Annotated in this window: 15 protein-coding genes; 12 read left to right on the forward strand and 3 right to left on the reverse strand. The window is 70.6% G+C overall.

The annotated features are described in order from the left end of the window. Window positions 1–40: 40 nt before the first annotated feature. The gene (locus tag HWD99_RS01900) at window positions 41–2,005 is read right to left on the reverse strand and encodes a YhgE/Pip family protein (RefSeq protein ID WP_241794544.1); all 1,965 of its coding nucleotides are present in this window, start codon (window positions 2,003–2,005) and stop codon (window positions 41–43) included. Continuing rightward, entirely contained in the window at window positions 2,002–4,803 is a 2,802-nt protein-coding gene (locus HWD99_RS01905; RefSeq protein ID WP_241794545.1) for an efflux RND transporter permease subunit, read from the reverse strand. The genes HWD99_RS01900 and HWD99_RS01905 overlap by 4 nt, the downstream gene beginning before the upstream one ends. 121 nt (window positions 4,804–4,924) lie before the next feature. On the opposite strand from HWD99_RS01905, the gene HWD99_RS01910 reads away from it, so the two are divergent. Continuing rightward, window positions 4,925–5,548, forward strand: a complete 624-nt coding sequence (locus HWD99_RS01910) for a TetR/AcrR family transcriptional regulator (RefSeq protein WP_241794546.1) — start codon at window positions 4,925–4,927, stop codon at window positions 5,546–5,548. 6 nt (window positions 5,549–5,554) lie between these two features. Here the strand turns inward: HWD99_RS01910 and HWD99_RS01915 are convergent, their stop codons facing one another. Beyond that, the gene (locus HWD99_RS01915; RefSeq protein ID WP_241794547.1) at window positions 5,555–6,532 is read right to left on the reverse strand and encodes an o-succinylbenzoate synthase; all 978 of its coding nucleotides are present in this window, start codon (window positions 6,530–6,532) and stop codon (window positions 5,555–5,557) included. 129 nt (window positions 6,533–6,661) lie between these two features. Between HWD99_RS01915 and HWD99_RS01920 the strand changes: the two genes are divergently transcribed. The 11 genes from HWD99_RS01920 to HWD99_RS01970 all read left to right on the forward strand — a co-directional run bounded on the left by HWD99_RS01920 (window position 6,662) and on the right by HWD99_RS01970 (window position 16,495). Then, window positions 6,662–6,994 carry a PadR family transcriptional regulator gene (locus HWD99_RS01920; protein ID WP_241794548.1) on the forward strand — a complete coding sequence of 111 codons (333 nt, stop codon included), beginning with the start codon at window positions 6,662–6,664 and terminating at the stop codon, window positions 6,992–6,994. Window position 6,995: 1 nt separating this feature from the next. Continuing rightward, window positions 6,996–7,955 carry a permease prefix domain 1-containing protein gene (locus HWD99_RS01925; RefSeq protein WP_241794549.1) on the forward strand — a complete coding sequence of 320 codons (960 nt, stop codon included), beginning with the start codon at window positions 6,996–6,998 and terminating at the stop codon, window positions 7,953–7,955. Window positions 7,956–8,032: 77 nt separating this feature from the next. Continuing rightward, window positions 8,033–8,944 carry a 1,4-dihydroxy-2-naphthoyl-CoA synthase gene (locus tag HWD99_RS01930; RefSeq protein WP_241794550.1) on the forward strand — a complete coding sequence of 304 codons (912 nt, stop codon included), beginning with the start codon at window positions 8,033–8,035 and terminating at the stop codon, window positions 8,942–8,944. 33 nt (window positions 8,945–8,977) lie between these two features. Beyond that, window positions 8,978–10,138 carry an AMP-binding protein gene (locus HWD99_RS01935; RefSeq protein WP_241794551.1) on the forward strand — a complete coding sequence of 387 codons (1,161 nt, stop codon included), beginning with the start codon at window positions 8,978–8,980 and terminating at the stop codon, window positions 10,136–10,138. Window positions 10,139–10,179: 41 nt separating this feature from the next. Then, window positions 10,180–10,971, forward strand: coding sequence for a class I SAM-dependent methyltransferase (locus tag HWD99_RS01940; protein WP_241794552.1), 792 nt, complete (start codon window positions 10,180–10,182; stop codon window positions 10,969–10,971). Between the two features lie 67 nt (window positions 10,972–11,038). Next, entirely contained in the window at window positions 11,039–12,232 is a 1,194-nt protein-coding gene (locus tag HWD99_RS01945) for a histidine kinase (protein ID WP_241794553.1), read from the forward strand. Continuing rightward, complete coding sequence (locus HWD99_RS01950) at window positions 12,229–12,864, forward strand: response regulator transcription factor (RefSeq protein WP_241794554.1); 636 nt, start codon at window positions 12,229–12,231, stop codon at window positions 12,862–12,864. The genes HWD99_RS01945 and HWD99_RS01950 overlap by 4 nt, the downstream gene beginning before the upstream one ends. A 147-nt stretch (window positions 12,865–13,011) precedes the next feature. Next, window positions 13,012–13,773: an ABC transporter ATP-binding protein gene (locus HWD99_RS01955; protein WP_241794555.1), complete on the forward strand. Its 762-nt coding sequence runs from the start codon at window positions 13,012–13,014 to the stop codon at window positions 13,771–13,773. Next, the gene (locus HWD99_RS01960) at window positions 13,770–15,242 is read left to right on the forward strand and encodes an ABC transporter permease (RefSeq protein ID WP_241794556.1); all 1,473 of its coding nucleotides are present in this window, start codon (window positions 13,770–13,772) and stop codon (window positions 15,240–15,242) included. The genes HWD99_RS01955 and HWD99_RS01960 overlap by 4 nt, the downstream gene beginning before the upstream one ends. A gap of 69 nt (window positions 15,243–15,311) precedes the next feature. After that, window positions 15,312–15,968, forward strand: coding sequence for a 2-phosphosulfolactate phosphatase (locus tag HWD99_RS01965; RefSeq protein WP_241794557.1), 657 nt, complete (start codon window positions 15,312–15,314; stop codon window positions 15,966–15,968). Between the two features lie 23 nt (window positions 15,969–15,991). After that, on the forward strand, window positions 15,992–16,495 hold the full coding sequence (locus HWD99_RS01970) for a DUF3054 domain-containing protein (protein WP_241794558.1): 504 nt from the start codon (window positions 15,992–15,994) through the stop codon (window positions 16,493–16,495).

Consider the following 16,495-nt stretch of genomic DNA (forward strand, 5'->3'; position numbering starts at 1 on the left):
TTCTCGCCGGGAGTCCGAATCCGTGCCCGGGCAGACAGGGTCAGGCGGTCGCGAGCGCCGCCTTGGCGGAGGTCGTGCGCCGGAGAGCCACGGCCACCGTGGTCGCGACGAGCGCGAGCACGCCCCACACGACGAGGCCTGCGGCGGCCGCCCCATCGGGTGCGATCAGCCCGGCGAACGCGGGCGACGTCGGCAGCGCCGCCCCGAGGTCGGCGAGCCACCCCGGCACGGTCGAGATGAGTCCCGTCGCGACGGCCAGCACACCCACGAGAGCGCTGATCCAGCGGCCGATTCCGCCGAACACCGCGACGAGCGCCTGGTTCACGGCCGCGAACGCGATCCCCGCGAGGACGGCTGTCCCGGCGAACACCCACCACGCACCCGCGTCGTACTTCGCCACGAACTGCACGATCAGCGAGACCAGCAGGCCCTGCGCGGCGCCGATCACGGCGGCCGGCACGAACGCGCGGAGCGCGAGTCCCGCAGAGGAGCGCCGCGAGGTCAGGGCGCGGGCCGTGTGCGCGCGCATCACCAGGAACGAGGCGAGAGCGCCGAACCACAGCACGACTGCGGTGAGGAGCGGAATGGCCGTCGGTCCGAAGATCGTCGTGCCGTCGGCTCCCTCGGACGCCACCGGATCGGCGATCACCGAGGCGAGCGAGGTCGACTCCGAGTCGCTGAACGAGGGGAGCGACTCGGATGCGGTGCTCAGCCCGTCTGCGAGGTCGCTCGTCCCCGTCGCCAGGGTGTCGAGACCCGTCACGAGCTCGGTCGCACCGGTCGCCAGGTCGGTCGCTCCGCCCGAGAGCTGCCCGGCGCCGGAGGCGAGTGCGCGCGCACCCGATGCTGAGGCGACGAGGCCGTCGGTGGCGAGCTGGTTCAGCCCGTCGGCGAGCGTCGTCGCGCCCGCGCCGGCGTCGCCCAGCTGGGTGGAGAGCGTGCTGAACGCGCCGGGCAGGCCGGCGACGTTCGGGGCGACGTTCGTCAGGTAGCCCGACGCCGTGCCCGCCGAGGTCGCGGCCGTGACGGCGTCTCCTGCGGCGGCCGCGAGCTGTGCGCAGAGCTCGCCGGAGGTGGTCGGGTCGCACGTCGCGGCGAGGCCGCCGAGTGTCTGCGCGAGCGCCGCGGTCTGCGAGGCGGCGTCGGTCGCCGCGCCGGTGCCGGTCTGGATCGCGCCCACGAGCTGCGTCATCCCGTCGGCGTTCTTCTGCAGCTCGGCGGCTCCTGTCGTGAGGCCCAGGCCGATCTGCGATGCGCCGGCCGCGGCCTCGCGGGTCTTCGACGTGAGCGTGTCGAGCCCGTCGGCGAGCGACGAGGCGCCGGTGCCCAGTTCGGATGCCCCCGAGGCGAGCTGCGTGGCGCCGTCGGGGATCGCCGCAGCGCCGGTGGCCGCATCCCTGGCCCCGGTCGCGAGCTGCGCCGCGCCGTCTGCGGCCTCGCCGATCTGATCGCCGATGGTCGTGAAGCCGACCAGGATGTTCTCGGTCGTGGCCTCGGAGAGCATCGTCCCGAGACTCGAGGCGGCGACGTTCGCGATCTGGCTCGTGATGAGGTCGTCGGCGACGAGTCCGTCATCCGGGGTGGTGATCTGGATGGTCGCCTGCTCGGCGTCGCCGCCGCCGTCGGAGATCGCCTGGCCCGCCGAGGTCGCCGCCGCGGAGAAGTCCTCGGGGATCGTGATGACCGCCTGATAGGAGCCGTCGGCCAGACCGTCCTTCGCGTCGTCCTCGTTCGAGATCACCCAGGTGAGGTTCGAGTCGAGCTCATCCGACCCCTCGACGAGGCCGGAGGCGAGCTGACGTCCCAGCGGGGTGAGCTGCCCGTCGATCTCGACGGGCTCGTCGAGGTTCACGATCGCGGCCGTCATCGAGTCGAGGCGCTCGGCGGGATTCTGCAACGCGGCGACGAGGATGCCGCCGACGGCTGCAGGCAGCAGCAGGATGCCGAGGATCGTCAGCCACGTGATCGGCTTGCGCGAGCGGGCGCGCTCGATGGGGAGGGTCATGCTGTCACCTCGGTCGATTCGGAGGATTCGTCTGCGCCGTGAGCGGCAGAGGAGCGGGGGTCGCGCTGCGGTGCGGGGTCGTCGACGTCGATCACCTCGACGGCGGCGCGACCCGCGTCGGCGAGCAGTTCGAGCGCGACCTCGGGAGCGAGCGCGGTCAGCAGGACGGCGGTCGTCGGTCGTGCGTCGCGCAAGCGTGCGGCGACCTGATCGCGATCGGACCGGGAGAGCCGGTCGACGCCGTCGATCACCACCAGAGCGGGCTTGCCTCGCAGCGCCTCGGCGAGAGCAGCCGACAGGTTTCCGGCATCCGCGGCCATCACCGCGCCGACATGTGCACGCACCCAGGCCGCGCGGCCGGGCAGCAGGTGACCGGCGACCCGCAGGCGCCCGTCTTCGGGGGCCACACGCCCCGCGATCGTCAGCGACAGAGCCCGCAGCGCACCGCCGGAGGACCCGGTGAGAACAGCCGCCGACCCCGACCCGACGCGCAGACGGAGTCGCTCGATGCCGGCGTCGGCGAGAGACAGGTCATCCGCGGCGATCACGGAGTCGTCTCCCGGCCACTCGGCGAGGTGGCGCTCCCGCTCCACAGCCTCGCCCTCGATGTCGACACGGGGGAGGACCCGCTCGAGCCACGCCGGGATCTCCCAGGCGCGCTCTCCGAGGATCGCCATGAGTGCGGGGATCAGTGTCATCCGCACCAGGAACGCGTCGATCGCGATTCCGGCGGCGAGGCCGAGCGCGATGGGCTTCAGCGACGAGTCGCCCTCGGGCACGAACGCCACGAACACCGCGAACATGATGAGTCCGGCCGCCGTGACGACCTTCGCCGAACCGGTGAAGCCGCTGCGCACCGCACGCAGGGCGGCTGCGCGACGGGTGGCGCGATCCGGGCTCTTCCCGTCGGGATCGTGCACGAAGTCCTCGCGCATCCGAGACACCAGGAAGACCTGATAGTCCATCGCGAGTCCGAACAGCACGCCCATGAGGATGATCGGCATGAAGCTGATGATGGGGCCGACCTTCGCGACGTGCAGGGCGTCGGCGAACCAGCCCCACTCGAACACCGCACCGACGATGCCGAACCCGGCGACGATCGAGAGCAGGTACCCGGCGGCCGCGGTGATCGGCACCCACAGCGAGCGGAACACGATGGTCAGGAGGATCAGCGAGAGGCCGATCACGAACACGCCGAACGGCAGCAGCGCATTGCCCAGCTGGTCGGAGATGTCGATGCCGACGGCGGTGAACCCGGTGACCTTCAGATCGATGCCGAACTCGTCGAGCCACTCGTCGTGGTGCAACCGCAGCTCACGCACAAGGTCGGCGGTCGCGGGGTCGTCGGGTGCGGTCTCGGGGATGATCTGCACGATCCCCGTGTCTGCGGTCTCGTTGGGTGTGGCGAGCGCCACCTCCTTGACACCGTCGATCTTCGCGACCTCGTCGCCGAGGTCCTCCATCAGCGTCAGCGGATCGGTCGAGGTGACGATCGTGCCGGTCAGGATCAGCGGTCCGTTGAATCCGGCGCCGAACTCCTCGGCGACCAGGTCGTAGCTCTGTCGAGCCTCGTTGTCCTTCGGCAGCACGCCCGCATTCGGCAGTGCGAGATTGAGGCTCAGCGCCGGGATGGCCACGATGCCGAGACCCAGGACCACGGCCAGCGAGACGAGGATCGGACGCGTGGTCACTCCCGTCACCCAGCGGTCGCTGAAGCGGCGACGCGGAGCGGGTGCGGGCGCGCCCTCCTTCGCCTTCCGCGGCCTGCGCGGGCGGCCCGCGACGCGTCCCTTCATGAAGCCGAGCAGCGCGGGGGTGAGGGTCACCGCGATGGCGACCGCGACCGCGACGGCGGCGGATGCCGCGATGCCCATGGTCGTGAGGAACGGGATCCCCGCGAAACCGAGTCCGATGAGTGCGATCAGCACGGTGACGCCGGCGAACACCACGGCGGATCCGGCCGTGCCGACGGCGCGAGCGGTGGACTCCTCGGGGTCGACCCCCTCGCGGACCTGATCCTGGTGTCTGGCCATGATGAACAGCGCGTAGTCGATGCCGACCGCGAGCCCGAGCATGAGGGCGAGGAGGGGAGTGGTCGACGAGACGGTGGCGAAGGCCGTGGCCGCGAAGATGCCGGCCATCGAGATGCCGACGCCGAGCACGGCGGTGAGCAGGGGCAGGCCCGCGACGACGAACGATCGGAAGGTCACGATCAGCACGAGCAGCGCGATCAGGAGTCCGACGGCCTCGGTCAGGGTCACACCGGGGATCGAGGTGGCGAACAGCTCGCCGCCGAGCGAGGTCTGCGACCCCGGGGGAAGCTCGGCGGCGAGGTCGGCGACGACGGTCCGCAGCTCGTCCTGGGTCTCGTCCGAGACATCGGTCGACTGCCCGTCGAACTGCAGACGGATGATGCCCGCGGTCTCGTCGTCGGTGATCATGCCGCTGACCATCTCGTCGTACGGAGAGGTCGCGGACAGCACGGAGTCGTCGAGGTCGGCGAGCTTCTCGACGGTCTCCTCGATGTCATCCCGATACGTGTCGTCGGTGATCGAGTCGCCGTCGGCCGCGACGACGATGATCTGCGCGCTGGTGCCGCTGACCGCGGGGAACGAGCGGTTGAGCTGCTCGAGACCCGCCTGCGACTCGGTGCCCGGAATCGAGAAGGAGTTGTCGGTGCCCGCTCCCAGCACGAGGGCTCCGGCGCCGGCGATGCCGAGTGCGAGCAGCCAGGAGACGAGGACGCGCCACGGATGCCGGTAGGACCAGCGGCCGAGCGAGGACAGGAGTGTGGACACGAGTCTCCTCAGGGAATACGGGCCGGATACACAGGTGTATCCGATACATAGATGTATCGTAAGGTGATCCGAGCCCCGGAGTCTGTGTGCGGGGTGTGAGAATGAGAGGCAGGAGGACTCGATGACGACATCCGCCACCCGAAGCCGCGAGAACACCCGAGCCAGGCTGCTCGAGGCCGCAGCGCAGGTCTTCGCCGAGGTGGGCCTCGAGGGCGCCTCCGTCGAAGCGGTCTGCGAGCGTGCGGGCTTCACGCGCGGCGCCTTCTACTCGAACTTCGACTCGAAGGACGAGCTGTTCCTGATGCTCGCCGGCAGCGTCGCCGAGCAGCGTGTGGGAGCCGTGCGCGATCGCGTCGAGGAGATCGCCGCAGAGGGCGGCCTCACCGCCGGATGCGATCCGGTCGAGCTGGTGCAGCAGATCATGGATGCCGGAGGCGACGACCGCCTCGGGGTGATGCTCATGAGCGAGATCCGCATCCGGGCCCTGCGTGACGAGCAGTTCGGCGCGGCCTACCTCGTGCAGGAGCGCGAGATGGTGTCGAGCATCGCGACGATCATCACCGACATCGTGTCGGTGAGCTCCCTCGAGCTCAAGGTGCCCGCCGAAGAGGCGGCACGCATGCTCATGATCGTCTGGGAGGGCATGACGGTTCGGGGTGCCATGGCCGGACAGGATTCGGAGCAGCTGCGCCATTCGGGCAGCGAGGAGCTGGGAAGGCTCGTGCAGCTGCTGCTCGCCGAGTGATGTCGGTCAGCGTGCGGACAACACCTCGTAGCAGCGGCTGAGCCTCTCGAGCCACCAGTCGCGACGATCGTCCGAGGCGGCGAGTCGGCTCAGCGCCGCCGCGTCGGGGGAGACCCGCTCTGCCGAGATCGATCCGTCCACCGCGCGCAGGTCGGCCACGTCGTCGAGGAACAGCGACGAGGTGCCCAGGCCGCAGTCGTAGTCGAGCGTCGGCAGCGCGGCCGCGAGCGCGGCCCCCTGCGAGAGCCCGATCGCGGTGTCGAGCGCGCTGGAGACGACGACCGGCAGGCCCGCCGCCGTGACGATCTGCAGGGCGTGGGTGATGCCGCCGAGCGGCTGCGCCTTGATCACGAGCAGATCGGCCGCCTTCTCTCGGGCGACGGCGAGCGGGTCGGACGACTTGCGGATGCTCTCGTCGGCGGCGACCGGGATGCCCATGTACTTCACGCGGGTGCGCAGCTCGGCGAGTTCGGGCACCGTCGCGCAGGGCTGCTCGACGTACTCGAGGTCGAATTCGTTGAGGGCATGCACCGCGTGCTCGGCCTCATCGACGTTCCAGAATCCGTTCGCGTCGACGCGGATACGCCCCTCGGGGCCCATGGCCTCGCGCACGGCTCGCACGCGGGCGATGTCGTCGGCGAGCGTCTGCCCGGGTTCTGCGACCTTGACCTTGGCGGTGCGGCATCCGGCGAAGCGCGCCAGCACCTCGGCCACCCTCGCGGCGTCGATCGCCGGGATCGTGGCGTTGACCCCGATGCGCTCGCGCAGGGGCTCGGGCTGCGGTCGCCAGGCGAAGTCGATCGTCGCGGAGAGCCAGGTCGCGGCCTCGTCATCGTCGTATTCGAGGAAGGGGGAGAACTCCGCCCAGCCCTGCGGCCCCTCGACGAGCAGCGCCTCGCGGGTGTCGACGCCGCGGAATCGGGTGTGCATGGGCAGGGAGACGACCCGGGCCGTGCTGAGCAGGTCTGCGAGCGGAGGGAGCATGTGCTCATTCTGCTCGGGATCGTGCCGCGGGGGCATCCGCCGTGCCGGACGAGCAGGAGGACGTGATCTGGTGACAGTACATAAATGTGCGATTGACAATGGTGTGTGACGCACAGTACTGTGACGAACATGAACGACACCCTCGACACGCATCTGCAGGAACTGCGCCGCGGCACCGTGGTGCTCGCCTGCCTGCAGCTGCTGCGCACGGCGGGATACGGATACGCCCTGCTCGAAGAGCTCGAGCGCCGCGGCTTCGCGACCGACGCGAACACGCTGTACCCGCTGCTCCGCCGGCTCGAGAAGCAGGAGTACCTCACGAGCGAGTGGAACACCGACGAGGCGCGGCCTCGCAAGTTCTACCGCACATCGGAGGCCGGCATCCGGCTCGCCGACACCCTGACCGACGAATGGCGATCCCTCACCACGGCGATCGCGACCCTCACAGCCGAGGAGAACTGACATGACCACGACAGCCACGCTCACGGAGCGCTACATCAGCGCCACCATCCGCAGTCTCGCGCCCGAGATGCAGGACGACGTGCGCACCGAGCTCGAAGGTTCCATCGCCGACGCGATCGACGCCAGGCTCGAGCAGGGGGAGCAGCCGGGCGACGCCGAGCGGGCAGTGCTCACCGAACTCGGCGACCCGGGCATCCTCGCGGCGGGCTACGCCGATCGTCCGCTGCACCTGATCGGGCCGAAGTACTACCTCCTCTGGTGGCGACTGCTGAAGCTGCTGCTGATCATCGTGCCGATCTGCGCGTTCGGCGGTGTGGTGCTCGGACAGCTCATCGACGGCGCTCCGACGGGAGAGATCATCGGCAGCGCGGTCGTCGCCGCACTCGGCTCGATCGTGCACGTCGGCTTCTGGGTGACGCTGGTGTTCGTCATCCTCGAGCGCACCGGCGCCGACACCGGAGTGAAGTGGAGCGTCGACAACCTGCCCGAGCCGACCCAGAACGGCGCGGGGCGGGCGGACGCCATCGCATCGGTCGTATTCCTGCTGCTCGGTGTCGGAGCGGTGTTCTGGGACGCGTTCCTCGGGTTCTTCCCGACCGACGGCGCCCCGATCGCGATCCTGAATCCCGGTCTGTGGCCGTGGGGGATCACCGTCCTCCTCGCCCTCTTCGCCGCCGAGACCCTGCTCGCGGTCGTCGTCTACGCGAAGCGCCGATGGACGGTGGGCGTCGCCGTCGTCAACACGGTGCTGGCCGTGGCCTTCGCGGCATGGTCGCTCACCCTGCTGGTGACGGGCGAGCTCATCAACCCCGAGTTCCTGAGTTTCGTCTTCACCGACAACGGCGTGACGGACGAGACCATGCGGATCCTCGCCGTCATCACCGGATTCGGGCTCGTCGCCTTCCCGCTGTGGGACATCATCGACGGCTGGCTCAAGACCGTGCGCGCTCGCCGCGGCTGAGCGGGATGCGACGGTGCCGCCTCTCCGGGGGCGGCACCGTCTGCGTGTGCAACCCCGTCGGGAATAGGCTGGATGCCGTGACCAGCGCATTCGTCTCAGACCTGTTCGACCCGGACGAATGGGTGCTCGCGCCCGGTGCCGAGGACTACACCGACATCACCGCCCACGTGAGCACGGACGGCGGGGTCGCTCGCATCGCCTTCAACCGTCCCGAGGTGCGCAACGCCTTCCGCCCGCACACCGTCGACGAGCTCTACCGCGCGCTCGACGATGCGCGGCAGAACCCGCGCATCGGGGCCGTGCTGCTCACCGGCAACGGCCCGAGTCCGAAGGACGGCGGCTGGGCGTTCTGCTCGGGCGGCGATCAGCGCATCCGCGGCCGTGACGGGTACAAGTACTCCGACGACGAGACGACCGTGCACGATCCGGCGCGTGCCGGTCGCCTGCACATCCTCGAGGTGCAGCGGCTCATCCGCTTCATGCCGAAGGTCGTGATCGCGGTCGTTCCCGGCTGGGCTGCCGGCGGCGGGCACTCGCTGCACGTCGTGTGCGACCTCACGATCGCCTCGGCGGAGGAGGCGCGGTTCAAGCAGACCGACGCCGACGTGGGCAGCTTCGACGCCGGGTACGGCTCCGCCTACATGGCGCGGCAGACCGGTCAGAAGTTCGCCCGCGAGGTGTTCTTCCTCGCCGAGGAGTACTCGGCGCAGCGCGCCTACGAGGCGGGCGCCGTCAACCGCGTGGTGCCCCACGCCGACCTCGAGCGCGAAGCGCTGAGGATGGCCCGCACGGTGCTCACCAAGTCGCCCACCGCCATCAGGATGCTGAAGTTCGCGTTCAACGCCGTCGACGACGGACTCGTGGGTCAGCAGGTCTTCGCGGGTGAGGCCACACGTCTCGCGTACGGCACCGACGAGGCTGTGGAAGGACGGGACTCGTTCCTCGAGAAGCGTGACCCGGACTGGTCGTCGTTCCCCTGGCACTACTGAGTCCGGACAGCATCGAGCACGGCGGAGAACACGATGGTCGCACTGAGATCGACGGATGCCGACGATCCGGTCGCCCTCCGCGACGCACTCGCCCGTGCGCTCGACGGAGGTCCGGCGCTCGGATTCGGCATGCTCGGAGAAGCACCGGACCGGGTTCCCGACGGCACCGCGGTGGTGATCGCCACGTCGGGCTCGAGCGGCATCCCCAAGCGCGTCGCACTGAGCGCCGAGGCCCTGCGCGCGAGCGCCGAAGCGACGGCTGCGCGGATCGGGGGCGGACGGTGGCTGCTCGCACTCCCCGCCGGCTACGTCGCGGGTCTCCAGGTGATCGTGCGGTCGCTGCTCGCGGGCACGCATCCGATCGCGCTGCAGGGGCGCTTCTCGCCCGAGTCCTTCGCGGAATCGACGCTCGCGATGCTCCGGCCCTCGGCACACGCGTCCGGAGCGATCCCCGAGCTGTACACCTCGCTCGTCCCCGCGCAGCTGTCGACGCTGCTCGAGGCATCGGCAGACGGTCCGGTACTCGCGGCGCTGCGGGCGTATCGTGCGATCCTCGTCGGAGGCCAGGCCCTGCCAGAGCCTCTTCGCGACCGGGCGGCGGACCTCGGTGTGCGTCTCGTCCGCACCTACGGCTCGACCGAGACCAGCGGCGGATGCATCTACGACGGAACACCTCTCGACACGGTGGCCGTGCGCACGGTCGACGGTGAGCTGCGCATCGCCGGACCGATGCTCGCCGACGGCTACCTGGGCGACGGCGAGCTCACCGCGAAGAACTTCTCACGCGACGAGCACGGCATCCGCTGGTATCACACGGGCGACCTCGGGCTCGTCGACGACGGCACCGTGCGGGTGCACGGCCGTGCCGACAACGTGATCGTGTCGGGCGGCATCAACATCTCGCTCGATCGTGTCGAGAGGCTGGTCCGTCGCGTTCCGGGGCTCACCGGCGCCGTCGTGGTGGGCGTGCCGGACGAGCGCTGGGGAGAGGCATCGGTGATCGTGGCCGCTCGCGGCGACGCTCTTCGCCGCAGCGAGGCCGAGCAGCTCGCACACGCGCGCGACATCGTCGCCGACGAGCTCGGCAAGCATGCGAGACCCGCGCGGCTGATCCTCGTCGATGCGCTCGACGTCCTGCTCTCGGGCAAGCCCGATCGCGAGGCGATCCGTCGAGCGGTCGCCGAACTGCACTGATCCCTGCGCCGGTCGCCCTCGCTCGCCTGCCAGACTGAACCATGGCCATCTACACGCACGGACATCACGAGACCGTCCTCCGTTCGCACAGCAGCCGCGACATCGCGAACTCCGCCGAGTACCTTCGCCCGCATCTCACCGCGAGCACACGGCTCCTCGACGTCGGAGCGGGCCCGGGCAGCATCACGGTCGACTTCGCCGGCACCGTCGCCCACGTCACGGCCACCGAGATCGACGAGACGGCGCTCTCGCTCTCGCGGGATCGCGCCGCGAGCAGCGGCCTCACGAACCTCGACTTCTCGGTCGAGGACGTGCACGACCTCAGCTTCGCCGACGACAGCTTCGACGTGGTGCACGCGCATCAGGTGCTGCAGCACGTCGCCGACCCGGTGCAGGCCCTGCGGGAGATGCGTCGGGTCACGGCACCGGGCGGCGTGGTGGCGGCGCGCGACGCCGACTACGCGGGCTTCATCTGGTTCCCCGTCCTGCCCGAGCTCGACCGCTGGCTCGACCTCTACCGTCGGGCGGCGCGCGCGAACGGCGGCGAGCCCGACGCGGGCCGGCGCCTGCTCGCCTGGGCACGGGCAGCGGGATTCGAGGACGTCACGGCGACGACCTCCACCTGGACCTACGCGACGCCCGAGGATCGCGCCTGGTGGGGCGGCATGTGGGCCGACCGCATCCTGGAGTCGGCGCTCGCGCGCCAGCTGGTCGACAGCGCGATGGCCGCGCCCGACGACCTGCGTGACATCAGCGATGCGTGGAGGCGCTGGGCGGATGACGGCGACGGCTGGTATCTCGTGCCGCACGGCGAGATCATCGCCCGCGCCTGAGGCCGCGCCGCGCGGATACATCTCGCGGCGGATGCGTGGCGGTCGACCCGCCGCGTAGCGTGGGAGAGTGATCCGCCCGCTCTCTCGCACGGCGCTCGTGCTCGACATCGTCGGGGCGGCGCTGCTCTTCGTCATCCTCACGCCCTTCTCCGTCGCGTTTTACGGGCCGGGAGCGGGGACCGTGTCGAATCCGGTGGCCAGTACCGGCGCCATCGCCGTGTCGGGGCTGCTCATGTTCGGCGGCGTCGCGATCGGCAGGCTCGCCCCGGCGCTGGCGCTCGCCGCGGCCTGGGCGGGGGCGATCGTGCAGATGCTCGCCGGCTTCGGTCCGCTGCCCATCGACCTCGCGATCCTGCTGATCCTCTACGCGACCGCCGCGTGGGGATCGCGAGCCGTGCTGTGGTGGGGCTTCGGCTCGGCGCTCTTCGGCGCTTTCGTCGCAGCGCTCTACATGGTGTTCATCGGCGGGGTCACGGCCGGGGCGACCAACGGCTGGGACCAGCTCACCACGGGCACGCTGCTTCTCGTGCTGTCGATCCTCGCTCTCGGCTTCGCCTGGGTGTGCGGTCTTCTCTGGCGCGTCGTGCTGCGTGCCAGGAACACACGGACCGCGCAGCTGCAGGCCGAGTCGCTGGCCGCGGAGGAGCAGGAGCGCGTCCGGATCGCCCGGGACATGCATGACATCGTCGCGCATTCGCTCGCCGTCGTGATCGCGCAGGCCGACGGCGCGCGGTACGCCGCCGCGGCCCAGCCCGAGATGGCCGGCGAGGCGCTGACGACCATCGCCCAGACGGCACGGAGCGCCCTGAGCGACGTCCGGCTGCTGCTCACGCAGATGCGGCATCGCCAGGGCGAGGGTCCCCAGCCGACCCTCGCCGACCTCGAGACGCTGTTCGCCCAGGTGCGCCAGGCGGGGATCGAGCCTCGCATCACGGTCGATCCGATGCCCCCGGGCGAGCCGCCGGGAGCGATCCAGCTCGCGGTCTACCGAATCCTCCAGGAGGCGCTGACCAATGCGATCAGACACGGCGACGGAGCGGTCGACGTGCATCTCGCGTGGCTTCCCGATCGCGTCGACCTGCAGGTGCGCAACACCGTGGGGAAGGGCGCCGGAGGCACAGGGGCCATCTCGACCGGCGGAGGTCACGGGGTGATCGGCATGCGCGAACGCGCGCAGCTCGTGGGCGGTAGCCTGCAGGCGGAGCGTCACGGCACGCAGTTCGTGGTCCAGGCGTCGCTCCCGATCGGAGAACCAGCATGATCAGGGTCGTACTCGTCGACGACCAGGCGCTCTTCCGCGCCGGAATCCGGATGCTCGTCGCATCGCAGCCCGACCTCGATGTGGTGGGGGAGGCCGGAGACGGACGCGAGGCGGTGGCGCTCGTCCGTTCGGTCCGACCCGATGTGGTGCTCATGGACATCCGCATGCCGGTGATGGACGGACTGACCGCCACCGCGGAGATCCTCGCGCAGCCGGATCCGCCCCGCATCGTGATGCTCACGACCTTCGATCTCGACGAGGCCGCCGCCCGGGCGATCCGTCAGGGCGCGAGCGGATTCCTTCTCAAAGACGCGGACCCCGAGTTCCTGCTCGCGGCGATCCGCACGGTGCATGCCGGGTCGAGCGTGATCGCCGCTTCCGCGACGCGGGAGCTGTTCCAGCACTTCGCCGAGGCGCCGCAGCCCGTGCCCGCGGAGTTCTCCACCCTCACCGACCGCGAGCGGGAGATCTTCGCCCTCGCCGCACGGGGACTCTCGAACAGCGAGATCGCCGCGCGCGAGTACCTCAGCGAGGCCACCGTGAAGACGCACATCAGCCGCATCCTCGCGAAGCTCGCGCTGCGTGACCGGGTGCAGCTCGTCGTCTTCGCGTTCGAGCACGGGCTCGCCTGACTCGCTGGGCCGCCCCTGACTCGCGGGCCGCCCCGGATCGGAGGTTCGGTCCGATCGCCGGTTCCGGTGCGGATCATCCTTGCGATGTAGGCGGATGAGTCGAGCGGGCGACGCGGTCGGACACCCGCCCGAAATAGCGTCGTCGACATGGAGATCACGACCACCGACCTCGGGCTCGCAGCCCGCGTGCAGCACCTCAGCAAGACCTACGGGACAGGGGAGGGCGCGGTCCGCGCGCTCGACGACGTCAGCGTCGGCATCCGCCGCGGCCAGTTCACGGCCATCATGGGCCCCTCGGGGTCGGGCAAATCGACCCTCATGCACATCATGGCCGGGCTCGACACCCCGTCGGAGGGGCGGGCCTGGATCGGCGACACCGAGATCACCGGACTCGGCGACCTCGACCTGACGATCCTGCGTCGTCGCAGGGTCGGCTTCATCTTCCAGGCGTTCAACCTGGTGCCCACCCTCACGGCGCTGGGCAACATCATGCTCCCGTTCGAGCTCGACGGACGACGCCCGAGTGCGATCGAGAAGGCGCGCATCGACGGGCTCGTCGAGACGCTCGGGCTCGGGGCGCGCCTGCAGCACCGGCCGCATCAGCTGTCGGGCGGCCAGCAGCAGAGGGTGGCGATCGCCCGCGCGCTCGCCACCGCTCCCGATCTGGTCTTCGCCGACGAGCCCACGGGGAACCTCGATTCCGCGACAGGGCGAGAGGTGCTGCAGCTGCTCGCGACCGCGAGCCGCGAGCACGGGCAGTCGATCGCGATGGTCACGCACGACGCGATCGCCGCGAGCCACGCCGACCGGGTCCTGTTCCTGGGCGACGGTCGCCTCGTCGCCGATCACCCGCGTCAGAGCGCCGAGCAGATCTCCGCGTACATGCTCGCGGCAGAGGTCGCGGCATGAGCACCGTCAGCGCTCCCGTCATCCACACCGCGGTACCCCAGACGGCATCCACCGGTCCTCGGCTCGCGTGGCTGCGAGAGCGGGGCATGGGCGCGAGCATCCTCGTCGCCGCGCTGTCGGCTGCGTTCGGCGTCGTGCTCGTCGAGGTCACCGCCTACCTCGGCGCCGTCCTGCAGGCCGATCCGTTCATCGGCGACAGCGAGACCCTCGCCTTCATCGTCGGTCTGCTCTCGGTGCTGCTCACGGCGGTGGCCATGTACGTCGCCGCGATCGTCACGGCGAACACGTTCTCGACGATCATCGCGGGGCGCACCCGCCGCATCGCCCTGATGCGGCTGATCGGGGCGACCGCTCGATCTCAGCGCGCGGAGGTGGGCGGTCAGGGGCTGACCGTCGGCATCCTCGGCGCCGTCATCGGCGTGATCGCGGGGCTGGTGCTGTCGGCGGTCGGAGTGCAGATCGGCTCGACGATGATCACGCACCAGCCGTCCGGATTCTCTCTCGTGCAGCCCGCGCTCGTGCTGCCGGCGGTCGGCGTCGCGCTGACGACCTGGGCGGCGGCCTGGGTCGGGTCGCGGCGGGTGCTCGAGGTCACGCCGCTGCAGGCGATCGGCGGCTCGGTCGAGCGGACTCGCGACGAGGTGGCGCGCCCCGGCCGTCACCTCAGCGCGTGGGTGCTCCTCGTGGTGGGGTCGCTGCTGCTCGCCGGCGGCGTGGTGTTCGGGCTGGTCCACCCGCTCGGAGTCGTCGTCGCGTTCTTCGGCGGACTCCTCTCGTTCACGGGCCTGGCGCTCGGCGCCGTGCTCTTCATGCCGCCGGTGCTGCGGGTGGTCGGGCGGCTGTTCGGATCCAGCGCCACAGCTCGACTGGCGGCCGAGAACGCGCTGCGTCATCCGGAACGCTCTTCGCGCATGGCCATCGGCGTCGTCATGGGCGTCACGCTCGTGACGATGTTCGCGGTGGCGCTCGAGTCGGTCAAGCAGATGCTGATCGGGCAGTCGGAGGGATCGATCCCCGACGAGTTCTTCGCACCGTTCGACGCCTTCGCCGCCATCATGATGCTCCTCGTCGCGGTCTCCGCCGTGATCGCCGCCGTCGGGCTGGTCAATCTGCTCACGATCGGTGTGGTCCAGCGTCGACGCGAGCTCGGTCTGCTGCGCTCGATCGGGCTCTCGAATCGGCAGGTGCGCCGCATGGTGCTCCTGGAGGCCACGCACATCACCGTCGCCGCGACGATCACCGGCCTCGTGCTCGGCATGGTCTACGGATGGGTGGCGGCCCAGTCGCTGCTCGGGTCGACGCCCACGCTGCCGGACTTCGAACCGGCCGGTCTCGTCGCGCCCCACGTGCCGTGGCTGCCCATCGTGATCATCGTGGCCGCCACGGCGGTGCTGACGCTCGTCGCCGCTGCGGCCCCGACCCGGCTCGCGACGCGGGTGGCACCGGTCGAGGCGCTCGCCGCGGACTGAGCGACGTGCCAGGGCCCCGTCGGCGTCATCTGCCGACGGGGCCCTCGTCGTGCCGCATAAGCTGGACGGATGCCGGCTCCGTTCGACCAGTCCACGTATCAGGTGCGTCTCGAATGGGGCGTCGACGGCCTCGCCCGTCTCGCCCCCGCCGACATCGTCGTGGTGGTCGATGTCCTGCGATTCTCCTCGTCCGTGGCCGATGCCGTGGCATCCGGTTCCGAGGTGCCTCTCGAGGGTGCCGTCGCCTGGTCGCGCAACGGAGCGGCCGTCGCGGCGGCGGCGGGGGATGCCACGGTGCTGCTCGGCAGTCTTCGCAACGCCGGTGCCGTCGCCCGTGCCGTGGCGACACTGCAGAACCGGCGCCAGGCCCGCACCTCGGTGGCCGTCATCGCGGCGGGCGAGTCCGATGCCGCCGGCGCTCTGCGTGTCGCGGTCGAGGATCAGCTCGGGGCGGGCGCCGTGATCGCCGCGCTGACGGACCTCGGCATCGATCACACGGCGCCGGATGCCGCCGTCGCAGCCGAGGGCTTCCGGGCGCTCCGCAGGGCTCTGCGCCACATGGTGAGCGCCAGCGGGTCGGCCCGCGAGATCGCCGACGGGGTTCCCGCGACGGATCGCATGACCGCCGCAGGTGTGGTGCCGACGTCTCCGGCGGCTGCCGCCGAGCTCGACGCACTCGATGCCGTGCCGATTCTGCGCGACGGGGTGTTCGTCGCGTTCGAGTAGGCGGATCGACGTAGGGTCGGGTCATGCGGTACGTCCCTGCGCTCCTCCTCGATGCGGTCTTCGTTCTCGTCTTCGCGGCGATCGGTCGTGCGTCCCATGCCGAGGATCCGGCCGGATTCCTGGTCACGGCGTGGCCGTTCCTCGTCGCCCTGGCGCTCGGGCACCTGATCGCCGCGCTTCTGCCCGGTCGGCCCCGCCGCCCGTGGTCCCTCGCATGGGGAGCGGTGGTCTGGGTCGTGACGGTCGTGGGTGGGATGCTGCTGCGCGTCGCCTCCGGCGACACGGCTCAGATCGCGTTCATCATCGTCGCGACGATCACCCTCGGTGTGCTCCTGATCGGGTGGCGCGCGGCAGCCGCCCTGGTGCGTCACCGTCGCTCCGGGCACACGGCCGAGGACGCCGATCACTCATCGACTGATATGCCGCAGATCGATGCCGATCACGAGGCCCCCGCCGATCGGGAGCTCGACGCCGACCACGAGGCCGACCGGCTGCCGGGCTCAGGAGCGGAATCGGAACAGCGCTGA

The organism is Microbacterium sp. C5A9 (genome assembly GCF_022627955.1).
Taxonomy (GTDB): domain Bacteria; phylum Actinomycetota; class Actinomycetes; order Actinomycetales; family Microbacteriaceae; genus Microbacterium.

What these genes read in the sequence shown, in the direction of transcription:
- HWD99_RS01935 (WP_241794551.1), top strand. Translation starts at nt 8,978, where the DNA reads ATGGTCGCACTGAGATCGACGGATGCCGACGATCCGGTCGCCCTCCGC.
- HWD99_RS01940 (WP_241794552.1), top strand. Translation starts at nt 10,180, where the DNA reads ATGGCCATCTACACGCACGGACATCACGAGACCGTCCTCCGTTCGCAC.
- HWD99_RS01970 (WP_241794558.1), top strand. Translation starts at nt 15,992, where the DNA reads ATGCGGTACGTCCCTGCGCTCCTCCTCGATGCGGTCTTCGTTCTCGTC.
- HWD99_RS01950 (WP_241794554.1), top strand. Translation starts at nt 12,229, where the DNA reads ATGATCAGGGTCGTACTCGTCGACGACCAGGCGCTCTTCCGCGCCGGA.
- HWD99_RS01960 (WP_241794556.1), top strand. Translation starts at nt 13,770, where the DNA reads ATGAGCACCGTCAGCGCTCCCGTCATCCACACCGCGGTACCCCAGACG.
- HWD99_RS01910 (WP_241794546.1), top strand. Translation starts at nt 4,925, where the DNA reads ATGACGACATCCGCCACCCGAAGCCGCGAGAACACCCGAGCCAGGCTG.
- HWD99_RS01900 (WP_241794544.1), bottom strand. Translation starts at nt 2,005, where the DNA reads ATGACCCTCCCCATCGAGCGCGCCCGCTCGCGCAAGCCGATCACGTGG.
- HWD99_RS01925 (WP_241794549.1), top strand. Translation starts at nt 6,996, where the DNA reads ATGACCACGACAGCCACGCTCACGGAGCGCTACATCAGCGCCACCATC.
- HWD99_RS01915 (WP_241794547.1), bottom strand. Translation starts at nt 6,532, where the DNA reads ATGCTCCCTCCGCTCGCAGACCTGCTCAGCACGGCCCGGGTCGTCTCC.
- HWD99_RS01955 (WP_241794555.1), top strand. Translation starts at nt 13,012, where the DNA reads ATGGAGATCACGACCACCGACCTCGGGCTCGCAGCCCGCGTGCAGCAC.
- HWD99_RS01965 (WP_241794557.1), top strand. Translation starts at nt 15,312, where the DNA reads ATGCCGGCTCCGTTCGACCAGTCCACGTATCAGGTGCGTCTCGAATGG.
- HWD99_RS01920 (WP_241794548.1), top strand. Translation starts at nt 6,662, where the DNA reads ATGAACGACACCCTCGACACGCATCTGCAGGAACTGCGCCGCGGCACC.